Annotated in this window: 14 protein-coding genes and 1 pseudogene; 10 read left to right on the forward strand and 5 right to left on the reverse strand. The window is 59.0% G+C overall.

All coding sequences use genetic code 11. The features are described 5' to 3' along the window. The first annotated feature begins 210 nt into the window (after positions 1-210). Positions 211-630 (forward strand): transcriptional regulator, encoded by a 420-nt coding sequence (locus BUE39_RS06940; RefSeq protein ID WP_073427903.1) that lies wholly within the window; start codon positions 211-213, stop codon positions 628-630. 105 nt (positions 631-735) lie between these two features. Here BUE39_RS06940 and yidC read toward each other — a convergent pair whose 3' ends face one another. The 4 genes from yidC to rpmH all read right to left on the reverse strand — a co-directional run bounded on the left by yidC (position 736) and on the right by rpmH (position 3401). After that, positions 736-2406, reverse strand: a complete 1671-nt coding sequence (gene yidC, locus BUE39_RS06945; protein WP_073427904.1) for a membrane protein insertase YidC — start codon at positions 2404-2406, stop codon at positions 736-738. Positions 2407-2436: 30 nt separating this feature from the next. After that, positions 2437-2667 carry a membrane protein insertion efficiency factor YidD gene (gene yidD, locus BUE39_RS06950; protein ID WP_007180115.1) on the reverse strand — a complete coding sequence of 77 codons (231 nt, stop codon included), beginning with the start codon at positions 2665-2667 and terminating at the stop codon, positions 2437-2439. An 85-nt stretch (positions 2668-2752) separates the two neighbouring features. Then, positions 2753-3238 carry a ribonuclease P protein component gene (locus BUE39_RS06955; RefSeq protein WP_073427905.1) on the reverse strand — a complete coding sequence of 162 codons (486 nt, stop codon included), beginning with the start codon at positions 3236-3238 and terminating at the stop codon, positions 2753-2755. A gap of 28 nt (positions 3239-3266) precedes the next feature. Then, a complete protein-coding gene (rpmH, locus tag BUE39_RS06960; RefSeq protein ID WP_004198824.1) occupies positions 3267-3401 on the reverse strand; it encodes a 50S ribosomal protein L34 in 135 nt (44 codons plus the stop codon). A 384-nt stretch (positions 3402-3785) separates the two neighbouring features. Here rpmH and dnaA point away from each other — a divergent pair, with 384 nt between their 5' ends. The 9 genes from dnaA to BUE39_RS07000 all read left to right on the forward strand — a co-directional run bounded on the left by dnaA (position 3786) and on the right by BUE39_RS07000 (position 18472). Further along, complete coding sequence (gene dnaA / locus BUE39_RS06965) at positions 3786-5381, forward strand: chromosomal replication initiator protein DnaA (RefSeq protein WP_073427906.1); 1596 nt, start codon at positions 3786-3788, stop codon at positions 5379-5381. 218 nt (positions 5382-5599) lie between these two features. Then, positions 5600-6703, forward strand: a complete 1104-nt coding sequence (gene dnaN / locus BUE39_RS06970) for a DNA polymerase III subunit beta (protein WP_073427907.1) — start codon at positions 5600-5602, stop codon at positions 6701-6703. A 114-nt stretch (positions 6704-6817) separates the two neighbouring features. Further along, a complete protein-coding gene (gene gyrB / locus BUE39_RS06975; RefSeq protein WP_073427908.1) occupies positions 6818-9292 on the forward strand; it encodes a DNA topoisomerase (ATP-hydrolyzing) subunit B in 2475 nt (824 codons plus the stop codon). A 1036-nt stretch (positions 9293-10328) separates the two neighbouring features. Continuing rightward, positions 10329-12821: a type VI secretion system Vgr family protein gene (locus BUE39_RS06980; RefSeq protein ID WP_073427909.1), complete on the forward strand. Its 2493-nt coding sequence runs from the start codon at positions 10329-10331 to the stop codon at positions 12819-12821. Between the two features lie 7 nt (positions 12822-12828). Further along, positions 12829-13728 carry a DUF4123 domain-containing protein gene (locus BUE39_RS06985; protein WP_084561367.1) on the forward strand — a complete coding sequence of 300 codons (900 nt, stop codon included), beginning with the start codon at positions 12829-12831 and terminating at the stop codon, positions 13726-13728. Then, positions 13725-16292, forward strand: coding sequence for a T6SS effector BTH_I2691 family protein (locus tag BUE39_RS06990; protein WP_073427911.1), 2568 nt, complete (start codon positions 13725-13727; stop codon positions 16290-16292). Before BUE39_RS06985 ends, BUE39_RS06990 begins: the two co-directional genes overlap by 4 nt. Before the next feature lie 3 nt (positions 16293-16295). Next, positions 16296-17390, forward strand: coding sequence for a DUF6708 domain-containing protein (locus BUE39_RS06995; RefSeq protein ID WP_073427912.1), 1095 nt, complete (start codon positions 16296-16298; stop codon positions 17388-17390). A gap of 224 nt (positions 17391-17614) precedes the next feature. Then, a complete protein-coding gene (locus tag BUE39_RS34055) occupies positions 17615-18145 on the forward strand; it encodes a hypothetical protein (protein WP_143031914.1) in 531 nt (176 codons plus the stop codon). Positions 18146-18214: 69 nt separating this feature from the next. Then, positions 18215-18472, forward strand: a complete 258-nt coding sequence (locus BUE39_RS07000; protein ID WP_073427913.1) for a PAAR domain-containing protein — start codon at positions 18215-18217, stop codon at positions 18470-18472. 336 nt (positions 18473-18808) lie between these two features. Here the strand turns inward: BUE39_RS07000 and BUE39_RS07005 are convergent. Next, positions 18809-19042, reverse strand: a pseudogene (locus BUE39_RS07005) (transposase domain-containing protein); the annotation flags it as partial. Between the last annotated feature and the right edge of the window lie 83 nt (positions 19043-19125).

A 19125-nucleotide genomic window follows, 5' to 3' on the forward strand; every position in this document is an offset into this window, starting at 1 on the left:
GATTGATACCGTGTTTCTTAGGAATAACCAGGCTTTGATAGGACAAGGAAGCGCGAGCAGGCCATATCAGACAAGGAAAAGACCAAAAAACCGCGATATGACGAAAGGCTTTGTGGGAAGCGGCATGCAAGCTAAATTTATCTCAAATACGAGAAACCTAAGCTTGTCTGGTTGTCAACTGGGCGCGCGCCGAATTGCACAATCTCGCCCATGCCGACCAACAAAGAAAAAGCCGCCTTCGCCAAGAGGTTGAAGGATCTTCTGGAGCCGCTGAAGATTCGCGGCGGGACCAAGCTTGCCCAGCAGTTTAACCTTCGCTATCACGGCGAGCGGCCGGTCACGCCGCAAACCGCGCATAAGTGGCTCACGGGTACGACGATCCCGAAGCCCGATAAGTTGCGGACCCTGGCCGAGTGGTTGAACGTCAAGGAGCATTGGCTTCATTACGGGCCGTCGCCCGGCATGAATGCGAAGCCGCTGGCGCGCGGCGAGAAATATCCGGTGACGCCCGAGACGATCGAACACGCCTCCAGACTCGTCTCAAAGGTCGTGTCGCTTAATCCAAAGGACCGCTTTCTGGTCGAGGAAATGATCGAGCGGCTGGCCGGCGAGGATCCTGACGAAGCGTAGCCGGCGCGTCGAGCGACTTGCCACGCTGCACCAATAAAAAAAGCCGCCCGGTGCAAACCGGGCGGCTTTTTTTGCAACTGCTTTTCGTGTTTCGTCAGCCGACCATCAGGCCGTTTTCGCCTTCGACTGTCCCATCATTCGCGTGATGTAGTACTGCTGGGCGATCGACAGTACGTTGTTCACCACGTAGTACAGCACCAGACCCGCCGGGAAGAAGAAGAACATGACCGAGAACGCGATCGGCATGAACATCATCATCTTGGCTTGCACCGGGTCCGGCGGCGTGGGGTTCAGCTTGGTCTGCAGGAACATCGAGACCGCCATCAGCACCGGCAGGATGAAGAACGGATCCTGTTGCGACAGATCGTGAATCCACAGAATCCACGGCGCGCCACGCATTTCCACCGACGACAGCAACACCCAGTACAGCGAGATGAATACCGGAATCTGGATCACCACCGGCAGACACCCGCCGAACGGATTGACCTTCTCGGTCTTGTACAGCTCCATGAGCGCGGCGTTCATCTTTTGCGGATCGCCCTTGAAGCGTTCGCGCAGCGCCTGCATGCGCGGCGTGATCGCCTTCATGCGCGCCATCGACTTGTAGCTCGCAGCGGACAGCGGGAAAAACACGGCCTTGATCAGCACCGTGAGCAGCACGATCGCCCAGCCCCAGTTGCCGACATAACCGTGAATCTTCTCGAGCAGCCAGAAGAGCGGCTTCGCGATGATCGTCACGTAGCCGTAGTCCTTCACCAGTTCCAGGCCCGGCGCGATGCCCTCGAGCATGCGCTCTTCCTCGGGGCCGGCGAACAGGCGCGCGGAAACGTCGACCGTTTGACCCGGCGCGATGGCCGCCACCGGCTGCTGCACGCCGACGCGATACAGCGCCGGATCGATCTTCTCGACGTAGATCTTGCGCTTCGCGCCTTGCTGCGGAAGCCACGCCGACGCGAAGTAGTGCTGCACCATCGCGATCCAGCCGTTGTCGGCCGAGTCCGCGAAAGTCGCCTTGTTCTTGTCGATGTCGCTGAAGTCGATCTTCTGGAAGTGATGCTGCTCGGTGTAGACAGCCGGTCCGATGAACGTATGCGAGAAGCGCGGCGTTTCCACCGGTTGATCGTCGCGCACCAGTTCCATATAGACCGACGGGCTCACCGGCGCCGTGCCGACGTTCTGGATCTTCGTGTCGACGCCGATCACATAGCTGCCGCGCGTGAACGTGTAGGTCTTGATGACCTTCAATCCACCCTTGACCGGCGACTCGAAGCTGAGCTGGAACGACTTGGCGTCGCCCGTCAGGTCGTGCGGCTGATTCTGCAACGGCGTATAGACATCGTTATGGTTCGGGAAATCGCCGCCGAGCAGGCCCGTGCGCGCCAGGTACGTGTGATTCGCGGTGCGGTCGAACAGCGTGATGACCAGATCGGGCTGCTTGCCGTCGCCTTGCTTGACGAGCGACAGCTTCGACAGCGTGCCGCCGCGGGTGTCGATTTCGCCGTTATAGACGTCGGTGCTGAATTTGATCAGTTGCGACTGCGTTGCCGCCGGCGCGTTGCCCGGCGCCGCTGCGTTCGTTGCTGCGTTGGTGGCCGGCAGATCGGCGGGCTGGGTTCCCGGCGTCGTGGTTCCTGGTGCGGCGCTACCGACGGTCTTGGTCGGCGTGGCACCCGGGAAGAACATCGACGGGCGTCCGTGGTCGCGTTGCCAGTTGTCGAACAGCATGACAGCTGACATGAAAAAGATGACCCATAGGACGGTGCGTTTGATATCCATGCGTTGTCTCAGTGTCGATGGAACGGCGCGTCAGCGCTTTTCAGAAGTGGGAGGCGGGACGAGATCGATGCCGCCCGCGGAAAACGGGTGGCAGCGGCAAATACGCCTGGCGGCGAGATAAGTCCCGCGCGCGGCGCCATGATACTGGATTGCTTCGCGCGCGTAATCAGAGCAGGAAGGGTAAAAACGGCACCGGTTGCCGAGCATGGGGCTGACGGCAACCTTGTAGAAACGCAATAAAGCGATGAGTACCGTTTGCATGACTGGTGCGGCCCGACGGCGCCGCGCAACGTGGAGTACCGGACGACGCCCTGCGATACGTGCAATACGGGCGGTCACTTGAGCGTCATTCCGTCTTGGGCGCTTCCGCGGGCGGCGCCTCGCGACGGACAATTTCGCGCGCCGCCTTATCGAGCAGCGCCTCGATCTCGCTGCGGCACAGCGCCTTCAACGGCGGCGACGAGGCGCTCGGCAAAGCCTTCTTGTCGAAGCGCGTATGCAAGCGCAGCAGCACATCCCAACCGCCGAATTCCGCGCGACGCAGCCGGAAGGCCTCACGCGCGATTCGGCGTACCAGATTACGCGTGGCCGCGCGCGGCGCATACTTCTTGCCGATGACGAGCCCCAAGCGAGCGTCTTTGCCGGTGGGCCGGCCGTACACCACGAAATGCGCAGTGCGGCGCCACGGGCGCAAACGAAAAACGGATGAAAATTCATCCGTTTTCAGCAGCCTTGCGGCTTTGGGGAAGGCGGCTTGCGCTCGCAACGGAACCGAGCCCTGTTGCTGCGCTCCAGCCGCTCCCGCTTTACCGCGGGCTTCGCTTTCCGGCACAGAGGGAGCGCGCAATCCGCTCGCTGCCTTAGATGGCGAGGCGCTTGCGGCCCTTCGCGCGACGTGCGTTGATGACCTTGCGGCCACCGGCGGTCTTCATGCGAACGCGAAAGCCGTGGGTGCGCTTGCGACGGGTAACGGAAGGTTGGTAAGTACGTTTCATGTTGCTCTCACTTGATCGAAAAATAACCGCGCGATCATCGCTGAAAGCGCAATGGCCGGAGGTCTACAGAACTGGTTTTCGCGGAACCCGCTATTTAAACCCGTTTTCCGTTGGTCGTCAATAGTTTAGCCGGGCCCGGCCGCCGGCCGAGCGTGCTTCCCGAGATGATCGGTCCCTGTGGATAACTCCCTTTTGGCTCCGATTTGGCGTTAGAATCTCGCCTTACTTCCCAAAAATCCTGCACGCCGCTCCGGCCCGCTTGCCCCGCAAACCCTTGTGGCACAAGCGCCTGGAGCCATTGCGCCTGGCTGCTCAGGGCCTCGTTGCGTGCGCGCGACAGGGGCAGCGGCGAACCGCCGTGCACACCATAACGACAGCAACTCGATGAACGATTTCTGGCAACACTGTTCCGCATTGCTGGAGCGCGAGCTCACGCCCCAGCAGTACGTGACGTGGATCAAACCGTTGGCCCCGGTCGCCTTCGACGCCGCTGCGCACACGCTCAGCATCGCCGCGCCGAACCGCTTCAAGCTCGACTGGGTCAAGAGCCAGTTCTCCGGCCGCATCGCCGATATGGCCCGCGATTTCTGGCAGGCCCCCGTGGATGTTCAATTCGTGCTCGACCCGAAAGCCGGTATGCGCGCGCCGGCGGCAACGGCGCCGGCCCAGGCGCGTCCGTCTTCCGGGCCCGGTTCGATGGGCGGTGGCCAGCCGTCTGGCTCGAACGGCGGCGGGGTCGCCGTGGACGCGGCCGTCGGCGCGGTGCAAGTGGCGCACGCCGCGCGTGCCAACGGTGCGATGGCTATGCATCATGCGAACGCCCGCGCGGCGGCTGACGATGCCGCCGACCTCGATCTTCCTGGCCTCGACGCGAACGAAGCGGCAGCCGCCCGCCGCACCTGGCGTCCGGGTCAAAGCGCGAGCTCGAACGGCAACGGCGATAACGACTCGATGTACGAGCGTTCGAAGCTCAACCCGGTGCTGACCTTCGACAACTTCGTGACGGGTAAAGCCAACCAGCTGGCGCGCGCCGCGGCGATTCAGGTCGCGGACAATCCGGGCATCTCGTACAACCCGCTGTTCCTGTACGGTGGCGTGGGTCTCGGCAAGACCCACCTGATCCACGCGATCGGCAACCAGCTTCTGATGGACAAGGCCGGCGCGCGGATTCGCTACATTCACGCGGAGCAGTATGTGTCCGATGTGGTGAAGGCGTACCAGCGCAAGGCGTTCGACGACTTCAAGCGCTACTACCACTCGCTCGACCTGCTGCTGATCGACGATATTCAGTTCTTCTCCGGCAAATCACGCACGCAGGAAGAGTTCTTCTACGCGTTCGAGGCGCTGGTGGCGAACAAGGCGCAGGTGATCATCACCAGCGACACGTATCCGAAGGAAATTTCCGGCATCGACGACCGCCTGATCTCGCGCTTCGACTCCGGCCTCACGGTGGCGATCGAGCCGCCCGAACTGGAAATGCGCGTCGCGATCCTGATGCGCAAGGCGCAATCGGAATTCGTGAGCCTAAATGAAGACGTCGCGTTCTTCGTCGCCAAGCATTTGCGCTCGAACGTCCGCGAACTCGAGGGCGCGTTGCGCAAGATCCTCGCGTACTCGAAGTTCCACGGCCGTGAAATCACGATCGAACTGACGAAAGAAGCGCTGAAAGATCTGCTGACGGTGCAAAACCGGCAGATTTCGGTGGAAAACATCCAGAAGACCGTCGCCGACTTTTACAGCATCAAGGTCGCGGACATGTATTCGAAGAAGCGTCCGGCGAATATCGCGCGGCCGCGGCAGATCGCCATGTATCTGGCGAAGGAGTTGACGCAGAAAAGTTTGCCGGAAATCGGCGAACTGTTCGGCGGGCGCGACCACACCACCGTTCTGCACGCGGTGCGCAAAATCGCCGACGAGCGCAGCAAGGACGCGCAACTGAACCACGAATTGCACGTACTGGAGCAGACCCTGAAGGGCTAGGCGGCTCCATGGAAAAATCGATCTGTTTATTTCGGAACTCGCCCCCATTTTAGGGAAGCGGTTCCGTTTTCAGGCACAATACAGGTTTAACCGCCCGGCGGCCGCGGGCGGATTTCACGCCGTGACGGGCGCTGCGTGGCGCCGGCGGGGGGCCGGGGCTGCGTGCCGGAAAACTGGTAAGCCAGGCGCGCAGGTCGTCATATCAACGAAGGAACTCTATGCAACTGGTCAAGACCGAACGCGATAACCTCCTCAGGCCGCTGCAAACCGTGAGCGGCATCGTCGAACGCCGCCATACGTTGCCGATCCTCGCCAATTTGCTGATTACCAAGAACGGCCCGGACGTGTCGTTCCTGTCGACCGACCTCGAGTTGCAGATCACCACGCGCGCCGATTTCGGCGTGGGCGGCGATTCGGTCGCGACCACGGTGGCGGCAAGAAAGCTCCTCGACATCTTGCGCGCGATGCCTGACGGACAGGTCACGCTGACCCTGAACGACAAGCGCTTGACCGTGCAATCCGGCAAGAGCCGCTTTGCGCTGCAAACGCTCGCGGCCGATGAGTTCCCGACCGTCGCTCAGGCTAAAGACTACGGCGCGAACCTGGTGGTTCCCCAGAAAACGTTCCGCCAGCTACTCGGCATGGTCCATTTTTCGATGGCCCAACAGGACATCCGCTACTACCTGAACGGCATGCTGCTGGTGGTGGACGGCGACCAGTTGATGGCGGTCGCAACCGACGGCCATCGCCTGGCGTTCTCGTCGATGAAGATCGAAGGCTCGTTCGCACGCCAGGAAGTGATCATTCCGCGTAAGACGATTCTCGAATTGCAGCGCCTGCTGGAAGACATCGACGACACCCTGGAGATCGACATCGCGCCCACGCAGGTGAAATTCACCTTCGGCCAGGTCGAACTGGTGTCGAAGCTGGTGGAAGGCAAATTCCCCGACTTCCAGCGCGTGATTCCGAAGTCGCACAAGAATCAGTTCGTGATCGGCCGCGAAGAACTGCAGCGCTCGCTGCAACGCGCCGCGATTCTGACCTCGGACAAATTCAAGGGCGTGCGCTGCATCATCGAGCCGGGCCAGTTGAAGATCATGTCGACCAACGCCGATCAGGAAGAGGCGCAGGAAGAACTGGAAATCGCGTACGACGGCGACAGCGTCGATATCGGGTTCAACGTCACGTATCTGCTCGACGTGCTCGCGAACCTGAAGGTCGACATGTTGCAAGTGAGCCTGGGCGACGCCAGCTCCAGCGCGTTGATCACGATTCCCGAGAACGACGAATTCAAATACGTCGTGATGCCGATGCGCATCTAACGCGTCCAAAAACCACGAACACACCAAGGGGCGCAGCGCCCCTTTGGCGTTTTTATGGTGTTTTGAAAAGTCCCGAGCAGCAACCTTGCAGTAACGCAGAACCGGAAAAAATCCATGACTGAAACGAACAATTCGCAACCCGATAACAGCAGCTACGGCGCCTCCTCGATTCAGATCCTCGAAGGTCTGGAGGCGGTGCGCAAGCGGCCCGGGATGTACATCGGCGATACATCGGACGGGACCGGTCTGCATCACCTCGTATTCGAAGTGCTGGACAACTCGATCGACGAAGCGTTGGCCGGTTACTGCAACGACATCCAGGTGATCATTCACGCGGACAACTCGATCTCGATCACCGACAACGGCCGCGGCGTGCCCACCGGCCTGAAGATGGACGACAAGCACGATCCGAAGCGCAGCGCCGCTGAAATCGTGATGACCGAGTTGCACGCGGGCGGCAAGTTCGACCAGAACAGCTACAAGGTGTCTGGCGGCCTGCACGGCGTGGGCGTGTCGTGCGTGAACGCGCTCTCGGCGTGGCTGCGCCTCACGGTGCGCCGCGACGGCAAGAAGCACTTCATGGAATTCCACCGTGGCGTGCCGCAGAACCGCGTGCTGGAAGAGATCGACGGCGTGACGGTGTCGCCGATTCAGGTGATCGGCGACACGGAAAACCGCGGCACCGAAGTGCACTTCCTCGCTGACGCGACGATCTTCGGCAATGTCGAATACCACTACGACATTCTCGCCAAGCGGATTCGCGAACTGTCGTTCCTGAATAACGGCGTGCGGATTCGCCTGCTCGATCAGCGCAGCGGCAAGGAAGAAGATTTCGCGTTCGTGGGCGGCGTGAAGGGTTTTGTCGAGTACATCAACAAGAACAAGGCCGTGCTGCACCCGAACATTTTCCACGTGAGCGGCGAGAAAGACGGCGTGGGCGTGGAAGTGGCGATGCAGTGGAACGACAGCTACAACGAAAACGTGCTGTGCTTCACGAACAACATTCCGCAGCGCGACGGCGGCACCCACCTGACCGGATTGCGTGCGGCGATGACGCGCGTGTTGAACAAGTACATCACCGATCACGAAGTCGCGAAGAAAGCAAAGGTCGAGACGGCCGGCGACGACATGCGTGAAGGGCTGTCGTGCGTGCTGTCGGTGAAGGTGCCGGAGCCGAAGTTCAGCGCGCAGACCAAGGACAAGCTGGTGTCGTCGGAAGTGCGCGCGCCGGTGGAAGATGTGGTCGCGAAGGCGCTCGAGGAATTCCTGCTGGAAACGCCGAACGACGCGAAGATCATTTGCGGCAAGATCGTCGATGCGGCGCGGGCGCGCGATGCGGCTCGCAAGGCGCGTGAAATGACGCGTCGCAAGGGCGTTCTGGACGGCGTCGGTTTGCCCGGAAAGCTGGCGGATTGCCAGGAGAAGGACCCGGCGAAGTCGGAGATTTATATCGTCGAGGGCGACTCGGCGGGCGGCTCGGCGAAGCAGGGGCGTGATCGGAAGTTTCAGGCGATCTTGCCGCTACGCGGCAAGGTGCTCAATGTGGAGAAGGCGCGCTATGACAAGCTGCTTTCTTCGGAGCAGATTGTGACGCTGATTACTGCGTTGGGTTGCGGGATCGGCAAGGAAGATTACAACCTGGACAAGCTGCGTTATCACCGCATCATCATCATGACCGATGCTGACGTGGACGGCGCGCACATTCGGACGCTGCTGCTGACGTTCTTCTATCGGCAGATGCCGGAGATGATCGAGCGCGGGTATATCTATATCGCGCAACCGCCGCTCTTCAAGATCAAGGCGGGCAAGGACGAGCGGTATATGAAGGATGAGTCCGAGGTTAATGCTCACATTCTGAAGCTGGCGTTGCAGGGGTCGGAACTCGTGCCGGCTGAGAACGCGACGGCGATTACCGGCGATGCGTTGGGTGAACTGGCTCGGGCTTATTTGCTTGCTCAAGCCGTGGTGAATCGTCTGAGCCGGTTGTATGACGCTGGGGCGCTCGAGGCGGTGATGGACGGGGTCGTGATCGACCTTTCCAGTGAGGAAGCGGCGGAGGCTTCGGCTAAGGCGCTTGAGGCCAAGCTGCGGGATGATGCGTTAAAGCCCGAGGTCACCGTTACGACGATGTATGACCCGGTGCGTGAACTGCGCTCGCTGAAGGTGGCGCGGACGCATCATGGGAATCAGAAGGTGTCCGTGCTGGATCAGGATTTCCAGTTGACCGCTGATTACCAACAGCTGATTAATACCGCTAATACGTTTAAGGGGTTGATCGGGGCTGGAGCTGTCATTAAGCGCGGTGAGCGGAGTATGGCGGTTAATGACTTCAAATCTGCCATGAAGTGGTTGCTGGCGGATGCTGAACGCAATATCTCGAAGCAGCGATATAAGGGCCTCGGTGAAATGAACCCCGGGCAGCTTTGGGAGACTACGATGGATCCGACCGTGCGTCGCTTGCTTCGGGTGCAGATCGAGGATGCTATTGCGGCTGATGGGATCTTTACTACGCTCATGGGGGATGATGTGGAGCCGCGTAGGGCTTTTATTGAGTCGAATGCGTTGCGGGCGGGGAATATTGATGTTTAGTGTTCGTCCGTGTCGGGCGTAGGGCGCCAGAGTAATTGCGACTGGCGCCACAGTTTTGCGACTGTGGGACTGAGGTAATGTGACTGGCCTATTTAGACATGAAGTGCCGCCACTATTGCAGGCGTCGACCGCAAGACTAATTGCGACTGACGCCGCAGTTTTCGCGCTGGCAGGCTCTAGAGATCGCGAATAGCCTACCGTGTCATACATGATGGGTCATTCGTCTATGCGTTCGAACGTCCATGCTGGGTTCAGCTGCATGGGAATTATTGAAATCTGCTTTGGCATGTCGCGCGTGAATTGCTCGCCAAGCGGATTTCCTCTTTATCGTAGAAGGGAAGTTGTTCGACTCGTAGACCTGTTCCATTTCGATACGCCTCATGAGATCGCCGTAGTTACCGGGGCCTGCAAGATGCGAAATGGAAAGCAAAATAATTCGGCGCCTTGCCCTGGCCGAAATTGTGCAAAACAAACAAGCAAAAACAGGCGTTGGCGATTACAGACCGCCAAGACCTCCCTGCTTGACCCAATGACGAGCGTCCATGCTTGTTTCCTTTACGATTGAGCAGGAAGTTACCTGCTCTCCTGCGAAAATACCTTGGTCCTGTCTCGATTGCAAGAAATCTGTCATGAGGCTCCCGGGCCACTGGGCTGAAGACAGACTCAGAACGGACCTTTCCGTGCCTTCATCGATCAATTGAGTACAGAGAATGATCGGCCGTTAGATCTTCGTTCTATGCAGAGAGGCGTCATTTATCGATCGCTTATGCTTAGTCCCCCATTCATGCGCACCACTTGCGTGTTATTGAGCGCAGGCTCGAGTGTACTAACGCCAACTGCAAGCTTTTAGATAAAGGCAGAATTTCCTACTCGAATTGTTAAACGGTAAAAATTCCACGGTATGTCGCATGCATATTGAAGGGATTTTTGCATCGTTAATAGATGCCCTTCTGATTGACCTAATTTGATACCTTTTCGTCTGAAGAGTCGGTAAAATCGCGTGGCGCCGATTTGGGCAGAATAAAAAGGAATCGCCGTGTCGAATCTTGCTCAAGATTTCAAGGCTCTGCTGGCGGGCAGGCAGCAGGGTCGCATTCTCACCCTGTCATTTCCACATAACGATGCGCCCGCATCGGTATTGCTCGCGAACCGGCTCGAAGGCACGGAAGCTTTGTCGCGCGATTTTGAGTTCACGGTCGAGATCCTCTCCGATAATGCTGGACTCGCACTGAAGGATTTCATCGGCAAACTGCTCAGCGTCCAACTCGTGCGGAGGGATGGATCGTTACGCTATTTCAGTGGCTACGTGTTCGCTTTCCGTCACGTCAAAACCGATGGTGGTGTCGCATATTATGAGGCGCAAATCGGTCCGTGGCTGCGATATCTGAAACTGCGTCGCAATAGTCGTCTCTTTCTCGACCAGAATCTCCATGCCCAGACATCAACGCTGCTCGGTGACTACGGAGTCCTGCCGGTCTGGGACTGGCGTGTACATGGCGAAGATCCGTCAATGACGATGGCATGCCAGTACAACGAGGACGATCACAACTATCTGAGCCGCCGCTGGGAAACCGCGGGTTACCTGTACTGGTACGAACACACGAGCGACGGCCACAAGCTGGTGGTAACCGACGCATCGGCGGACGCAGCGCAGATTGACGGTCCAAGCGCCGAAGTCCGTTTTCAGAGCGAGGCCGGATCGCAGGAAGAAGATGGCATCGCAAACTGGGCGCCAGTGCGCCAAATGATGCCCACGCAGGTCGCGCTCTCCCGGTTTGACTTCAAGAACCCGCGTCCAGCCACGGTGGACATGCCGACGGTCAACAAGCAGGGAAGCGTTCCGCAACTCGAGGATTACCAGTATGCCGGCGCGTATGGATTCAAGCCCGGTCAGGATGGCGACAACGTCGCGCGTTGCAGGATGGAGGAAATCGAGGCAGCGGCCAAGCACTTCGAGGGAGAGGGCAATAGCCGCTATGCGATGCCCGGGCGCTGGTTCCGCCTGACGGACCACTACGGCAGCGCTGTTTCAGGCGACGCGAGCAAAAGCGAATTCCTCATCATCTCCGCGCGCCATGTCGCGTCGAACAACTATCTGCAGGGCACAGAGACGGCTGCGGAATACAGCAATGAAATCATCTGCATCCGCCGCAGCATTCCTTGGCGCCCGGGTCGGGGCTATAACAGCGTCGACACCCGCATCTTGGCACCCCAGACAGCGACCGTTGCCGGCCCCTCTGGACAGAGCGTGTACACGGACCAGTATGGCCGTTGCAAGCTCCAGTTCCACTGGGACCGCGACGCGAAGGGCGACGAAACGAGTTCGACTTGGGTGCGCGTAGCCTCGTCGTGGAGCGGCAGCGAGCAAGGCGGCGCCGCGCCCCCGAGAATCGGCTCGGAGGTGATAGTCCAGTGGCTGGAGGGCAACCCGGACCGGCCTATCGTCACGGGTCGCGTCGGCAACGAGAAGAACATGCCCTCATGGCAGTTGCCGTCGCAGAGCGCGCTGATGGGGTTCCGCTCGCGGGAGTTGGACGGAGCAAGCGGCAACACCGCCGGCGGCCGCAGCAACCATCTCCTGTTCGACGACACGGCCCGGCAGATACAGACGCAGCTACGCAGCGATCACGAGAACAGCCAACTCTCGCTCGGCTACGTCACCCGTATCGAGAACACAGCGGGGCGTCAGGACGCGCGTGGCGAAGGTTTCGAATTGCGCACGGACGCCGTGGGTGCGATCCGCTCGGGCAAGGGCATGCTTATCAGCACGGATCCTCGCCCGCAAGCCAAGTCGCATCTGTCGGACGTGAGCGAACCTGTCGATCGACTCGGGAAGGCTCAGACCCTGCATGGGCAGTTGGGCAAGCTTGCACAGCAATATCAGGCACAGGATAGTGGAGCGGACCAGTCAAGCGTCGCTGACGCGCTGAAGACCCAGAACGATGCCATCAAAGGCAGTGGTGGGACCGTGAGTGGCGGCGGAAGCAGCAACGGCGGTTCATTTCCCGAACTCAACGATCCCTATCTCGTTATTGCCAGTTCTGCTGGCGTTGCCATCACCACGCCGGGATCGTCCCATCTTGCGAGCGGGCAGCACGTGGCGCTTACCTCTGGGGAGGACGTTTCGATCGCCGCGGGTAAGTCGTTGCTCGCGAGCGTGTCGGAGAAGTTTTCCCTGTTCGTGCACAAGCTTGGAATCAAGCTGATTGCAGCTAGCGGCAAGGTGCAGGTGCATGCGGAGAACGACGAACTTGAGTTACTGGCTAAAAAAGTCGTCAGCCTGATCAGCACGACCGACTGGATCAACATCACCGCGAAGCAAGGGATCAAGCTGACTGCGGGTAACAGCCAGTTTGTTATCAGCGCGGACGGGTTGAACGGGTTTACGCCCGGCAGCAACCTGATTCACGCCGGTAGCCACAGCACTATGGGCCCGCAAAGCGTTCCAGCGCAATTCCCAGGCGCAGATCTCTGCTCTTCGTTGTCGAGCGGCGCGGCTCAAGCCGGCAATGCTTCGATCGCCCTGTAGTCCTCGAATGAACAGAATGATTCCACCGATGTTGCCCGTTCCCGAAATCTCGACCCCGTTGGAGCGTGGTTTTTTGCTGATCGAGCCAGCGATGCTCGTTCACGTGCCCGACCTCAAACGATTTGGCATGCGTGCGTGCACGCCGCGCGTCCTCGCGCATCGCGAGGAGTTGATGCCGAGACTCCTTGACGTCGAATCGCTTGCAGCGGATATGCGTGGAACAGCAACCGGCTACTGGCTGGATGAAATCGAGACCGAACGGCCGCCGGTCGTGTGCGCATGGATTGACAGCGACGCCGATGTCGACACCCTCGCGGAACACGTCGCCCGCTATCTGGTCGGGCCGGGCACAACTGGCCAGCCGGTTTTCTGGCGGTACTACGATCCGCGGGTACTGAGCCTGACGCTGGCAATCTTCGACACCGCGCAACGCCAGGCGCTGCTCGGTCCAATCAAAAACTGGCAGTTCGCGTGGGCGGGTCACCGCTGGAGCGTACCAGGACCCGGCGTGTCGCCGGACGCGCTCGACGGTTATGTTCCGGCGTGGCCGCGCCACGAACAGTGGCCACGCGTCGACCGCAGCGATATCGCGGCACGGGTGCTTAACCGATTGCCATCCGTCACGGGTGATGAGGCAACGCACCTGCCCGCTGAACTCGATCGGATTTTCTGCGATGTCGTCCAGCGCGGCGTAACAATGGGCGCCGACGATCTCGCGGATTACGCCTGGCATTGCCTGCAGTATGGCGCGGCATTTGAGCAGCACCCGGCGCTCAACGAGGCATGGCCGGCGCTCATCCGCCGCGAAATCACCTGGCCCGACGTGAAGGCGCGCCTCACGCCGGGCGACTTTCAGCATTTTGGACAGGCATCCCGCTTGCAGACGGCGGAGAGGATCAAAACATGACAGCTTCTTGCCCCCTGTGTGATCGAAAATCGCTCCTGATCTATCCCGTCCGCTACGCGATCGCGTGTCCGCGCGGGGCAGCTAAAGCCCCATCCCTGTCGGGCAATTTCAAAATCGACGGCCGCGCTCCGCAGTCTGTGGCGACTGCTCGATACACGCTGCGCTCGCTGCGCCCGGGCTATCTCTACACCTATGACGAGAAGCGTCAGCGGCTGCGCGCCTACATGGTGCTCGAGGACGGAATCATGTGGAGCTTCCCGCCCGGGACGCGACCACCGCCGGGCGAAGCGGAGCAAGAACTGACACGTGGTTGCGCGATGGCGGGCGACCTCAAATTCGAGTCGCTTGGTCGCTGCATCGATGTCGAACACACTCCTGGTGCCGACGAAGCGACGAATTTGTGGATGGGCTGGTCTAACGTGCAGTGGACCAAGGCGCTCGTCGAGAAGGTTTCGGATGCGAACTGGCGCAAGCTGCACATGCAGTGCGTCAACGTGCCAGCGATGCTAGCGGGAGGTGCGACCGACACTGGCGAGTTTCAGGCATCTCAAGCGAAGGTCGCACACTTTGCGATGGACGAGACGGCGATGAAGGACGCCTTCGGCTTCAGCAATCGGGCACCGAAAGACGAGATCAAGTTGCGCCAACGCAATCTGGCAAAGCGCATCGGAGACGCGATGGCTCAATCTCCGCTCAAGAAAGGATTTATCGTGGCGGTCAACGATCCGGTCGCCGTTACGAATGACCTGGCGGAACTCACGGTCCCGAACCTGAACAACGGCTTCGACCAGGATATCTACTGGAAGTGGATGTCGGCGCAGTTGCTTGAGCGAGCCGAGGCGGGTATTCGGGGGCGCGCGCGCGAGATGACCGGAATGTCGTACGGAATATCGAAGACAATCGCGGATGCTAATGCACTTAATGCGAAGGCAGGCGTTGAGCCGGCGCCAGACGCCGTAGGGCTCTTCAGGTTCCTCTACAACGCGGCCAAGAAGGGGAGCTTCGACCAGGCGTTGAAAGAAGATGAACGGAACGTGAACGACATTCCCGGCGCCCAAAAGAAATCGGAGGACGAGGCGTGGGAAGATGCAACGACGAAGACGGGGTCCGACGGCAAACCTACGAGCGTGCTGGACGAAAAGGCATTGGGGAATTTCAAAACGGAATACCAGAATGCCCTGACCGCGTTTAAACCCAAGTGGCAACCGCTTGTTCAGGCTCACGCAGACTGGTTAAAGTCGCAATTGCTGGCCGAATGGATGGCCGGAGTGAGCGACGTGAAGGACATCCGCAGTGGCTTTGCCTACAGCGAATCCTGTGCACAGGCGATTGGCGTCGCCGCGGGTACCGAGGATTGCAAAAAGGTGCTCGACGACTGGTTGGGCAGTACACAGGCATCAAACATCCGCAATGTGTACGCGCGTGCGCTAATGTTCAATCAGGACGACCTGATAAAAGCGGCGGACTCACAGGTACATGGCTCGGACATCCAGTACGAGAACTTCCTGAATATCTACAAGGAAGCTTTCAAGCGTGTCGAAAATGGTGGCGCCGCCGCCCTGCGTGACAGGCTCGTTGTAACTACGGCCAACTATATCGTCGCGACGCTCACCAAGGGAACGCGCGGCGCAGCGTGGGGATTCACAATGATCCGGCTCTCGCTGCACGCTGGCGTACGCGTCAAGCCGTCGCAGGTCAGCAAAGTCGCGATGCGCACCTGGTTGCTGGATCAGGCAAAGGAGCTGGGCGTGAAACTGGATGGCGACCGAACCGAACAACGCGCTACGGCAACACAGGTCGCCAAACAGGTTGTCAAGGGGACACCTCCCTCCAATCCCGATGTAGTGGCCTACGAGTTGGACACAGACGCGCTGGTTCGGTCAGGAAAGCTCGACGCAGGCGAGGTCAGGGGTATCAAGATCGCGGGAGTGGAAACCACACGGAAGTGGCTGGGTTCGTCCGCTCCGGTGGAGTTCCATCAAGGCGTGGCGACGGCGATTTTCCAGATGGCCACGTTGACCTTTGCCATCAAGGACTTCGCGGGCAGCGATCAGTTCAATAAGAGCGATGCGACGATGAAATTGTTAGGCTGCATCGCGTCGATTGTCGGGAACATTATTGAGACCGCGTCGGAGACGGTTGCGAAGGGACCCACGCACCCACTCGCAGCATTTATCACCAAACAGTGGTCGGGTGTGGATGAATGGGCGGAACGAGGTGCCAAAATCGGCCGCGGGATGGGGGCTGCAGCAGGCATCGTGCTAGCCGGGGTTGATCTGTTTAAGAACGCTCCCGAAGCATTTGGCAACAAAGAGAATACATTGGGTTGGCTTTATGTTAGCAGCGGGGTACTCGGTGCTTACCTTGCCATCGGCGCTTATTTGCAGGTCATTCCGGGGTTCTGGATCGTGTTTATCGCATCCATTCTCGTCGCTATCACTATCGCCATTTTCAAGGCAGCGGCAATTAAGGATTGGATTTCGCGCTGCAAATTCAGCAAAGGCGAGCACTATGGCTCAATCGACGCAGAGTTGAACGCGTTTAACTCTGCAGTAGGAGGTTGAGCTATGGACGAGCGCCTAATGAAAAAATGTATTGGCAAACCTGTGCCCGAGTGGGACATGGCGCATCGATTGCCGATCGACCGACCAGTGGGGCCAGAAATTCAGGATTTCGGTTCGATCTTCTGCGTCAATTCGACCTTTATAGATGCTGTCGAACCGTCCTTTCTCGAGAAGCAATGGTACATCACCGGGGGAGTTCTCGCATTTATCTGTGTAGGCATTGGCCCGTATGTGTACTGGCTCACGGAGGTGCGTTATCCAGATGCAGGTGGCCTATTCGGAGATTTTTTTGCCCTTTGCATTTCCACAATCTTTGCTTTCATTGCATCGAAAGTCGTCCGCGGGTTCTTCTTCGGTCTTCGCTACCGACCGATCCGCTTTCATCGCGGCGAAAAAATGCTTTATTCGATCCGCACACGCCGATATTTCGCCGGGCGTGGCGATGGCGATGTCGTATGGGAGGCGCCGTGGGCCAGGGATTCGATCTTCTGCTTGCATCGCGAGGACACGCCGTTTGGCACGGTGTTTCACATCCGCCACTATGCCGTTGATGACCAGGGTAATGTGATCCGGGCGTTCTCAATCGGTCGTGAGTGGACGGGCAAGGCGCAGGTTGAGATGGCACTGGCGCAATGGAACTATTGGTGTAAGTACATGAACGACGGCCCGAACGGATTGCCGAAACCGATGCTGTTCCATACCCAGCATGAAACGCTGCGCGAATCGTTCCTCTTCTCGATGTACGGTTTCGGAATGCGGGCGCCCGCATTCGTTCGCATTCTGATGATGCCGCAGATCTTGCTGTTCACGGTATTACGCTCTGTTGCGAACGCAACCAGCCGCGATCCCGTCTGGCCGTTGGCAATCGAAAAAATCAGCACGATTGCACCTGACGATCCCTATACAGAACCTCGCCACGGTACTCCGGTTGGTTGGGGGGAGACAGTGTTGGCCCAAGAGCGCGGCGACTATCCCAACAATCCGAGGGCTCGGGTCGAAGGATGGCATGACACGGACGACAGCAGGCAGCATGCAGCCGCTTGGCTCAAGAATCCGGCCGGCCATGCGGCGCCACCCGTTGTGCGAGAGGTGCAATGAACGACGAAGCTGGACGGGGCCAAAGTGCGGTGGTGCCAGACGATCCGTATGCCGAACGACGCACGGGTGCCCCCGTTGGTTGGCGGAAACTGTGTTGGCGAGAGGGCGGGGTGACTACCCGATGAATCCGAAGGCTGGACTGGAGAGCAAGACGGCGAGCATCATGCGGCAGTCTGGCTTGAGAAGCCTGGCATTGAGTTGCGCTCAGCGGCGCGAGCCTGAAGATGAAGAACGAAACAGGACGAAGCATGATGCAAACAAGCGTTAAGCCGATACGCAGTAACTTCGCAACTGACGCTATCGCTGCCCTATTTATTGCACTTGCTTTGCTCGCCGGCTGCACGCAAAGCAACGCTTCGACAGACGACGTTGTCGAGGCGGCAGTCAGATCAGCGTTGCCCAACGAAAAGGATATCAAGTTCGACGGATTGTACGAAACCACTCCCGGTTTGCACGGATCCAGCGAAACACCGAACTACAAACGCAGGTTCACCTGCGGGTATGTTACTTATAGGAATGAGGCAGGGAGATCCGTCAGGGCGCGCTTCATCTATCTTTCTCATTCAGACGATCCGTCGCAGACCGGTCAAAATTTTCTCAGTGTGGAGAAGCCCGAAATAAATTACGGCATTCGCGACGAGGAAAATGGCGGTAAATATGTGACTTCATTCGAACTGACTGGATGGAATCGATCGTGTGCCGATGCCCAGCATCCCAAAACTTTCAGCGGCGTTGCTCCGGAAAGCAATGGATAAAACGGACCTGAGTTGGCACTGGTTTCATCCGGCCGGCGACGCGACAGAAAGAACAATGCGAGGCTAGAGATGAAAGATGAAGCTGGACGTGGCGTGATTCGCCTGAACGACAAGACGACACACGGCGGGCATGTGACGACCGCCAGCGATGACTTCAAGGTGATGGATGTGCCCGTCGCACTTGAGGGCGACAAGACCTGGTGTCCGCAGTGTCAGGGCACCTACGCCATCTTGCCCAAGGACAGCACGCGCCAACATCTCGGGAAAGCGGTCGCCTTTCATGGGGACCCGACCGGGTGCGGTGCGACGTTGATCGCGTCGCTGTAAAAGCGGCTTAGTGTTTCTGGATCGCGCTGTTCAATTGCAGTGAGGACTTACGTGACCGGAACTGGCGATGCGCCCGAGGCATCCGATGCGGTAGTCGGAAATTAGGTGTGGATGATTTCATGGTGAAAACGTCTATCGGTAAGCCGGCGCCCGGGTTGGGCATGGCACGCCGTTGCCAGTCGGCTGTCCTGCGGTGCCAGCATGCAGGAGCGGGAATGGTCTTTCGCATCAACTCGACCTGCACGCAGGTAACTGAACCTTTGTTCATTTAGAAGCAGTGTAAGCGCACAATGAACCACGTGGCTTACGCAAGGCGACTGACCGTGCGTCAGTCTGTTAGGCCGCGACCCGCCACGGCAACAAGGCCTCGTAATTGTCTGCGCTGTGCGCGAGCGGGAGTACCTTGAACAACGCGACCAGATAAGCGTGCGGGTCGACGCTGTTCACCTTACACGTGTCGATCGGCGAATACGGGTTGGCCGCGGCATTCGCTCCAGCGACCGTGTCATAGAAGAGCCAGTTTTTTATGCCGACCGTAAATGGCCTGATTGCGTTCTCACAGGCATTATGCCGACTCCTCGATTATGCCGCGTCATGCATGCGCGTGGCGGTGGGTATGGCCTTTCATGATCGCTGCGTCGGCATAAACATAT

This window comes from Paraburkholderia terricola (assembly GCF_900142195.1).
GTDB lineage: Bacteria > Pseudomonadota > Gammaproteobacteria > Burkholderiales > Burkholderiaceae > Paraburkholderia > Paraburkholderia terricola.

Excerpts from the sequence above, each read along its gene's own strand:
- BUE39_RS06940 (WP_073427903.1), top strand. The coding sequence starts at position 211 with ATGCCGACCAACAAAGAAAAAGCCGCCTTCGCCAAGAGGTTGAAGGAT.
- yidC (WP_073427904.1), bottom strand. The coding sequence starts at position 2,406 with ATGGATATCAAACGCACCGTCCTATGGGTCATCTTTTTCATGTCAGCT.
- yidD (WP_007180115.1), bottom strand. The coding sequence starts at position 2,667 with ATGCAAACGGTACTCATCGCTTTATTGCGTTTCTACAAGGTTGCCGTC.
- rpmH (WP_004198824.1), bottom strand. The coding sequence starts at position 3,401 with ATGAAACGTACTTACCAACCTTCCGTTACCCGTCGCAAGCGCACCCAC.
- dnaA (WP_073427906.1), top strand. The coding sequence starts at position 3,786 with ATGAACGATTTCTGGCAACACTGTTCCGCATTGCTGGAGCGCGAGCTC.
- dnaN (WP_073427907.1), top strand. The coding sequence starts at position 5,600 with ATGCAACTGGTCAAGACCGAACGCGATAACCTCCTCAGGCCGCTGCAA.
- gyrB (WP_073427908.1), top strand. The coding sequence starts at position 6,818 with ATGACTGAAACGAACAATTCGCAACCCGATAACAGCAGCTACGGCGCC.
- BUE39_RS06985 (WP_084561367.1), top strand. The coding sequence starts at position 12,829 with ATGAACAGAATGATTCCACCGATGTTGCCCGTTCCCGAAATCTCGACC.
- BUE39_RS06990 (WP_073427911.1), top strand. The coding sequence starts at position 13,725 with ATGACAGCTTCTTGCCCCCTGTGTGATCGAAAATCGCTCCTGATCTAT.
- BUE39_RS06995 (WP_073427912.1), top strand. The coding sequence starts at position 16,296 with ATGGACGAGCGCCTAATGAAAAAATGTATTGGCAAACCTGTGCCCGAG.
- BUE39_RS34055 (WP_143031914.1), top strand. The coding sequence starts at position 17,615 with ATGAAGAACGAAACAGGACGAAGCATGATGCAAACAAGCGTTAAGCCG.
- BUE39_RS07000 (WP_073427913.1), top strand. The coding sequence starts at position 18,215 with ATGAAAGATGAAGCTGGACGTGGCGTGATTCGCCTGAACGACAAGACG.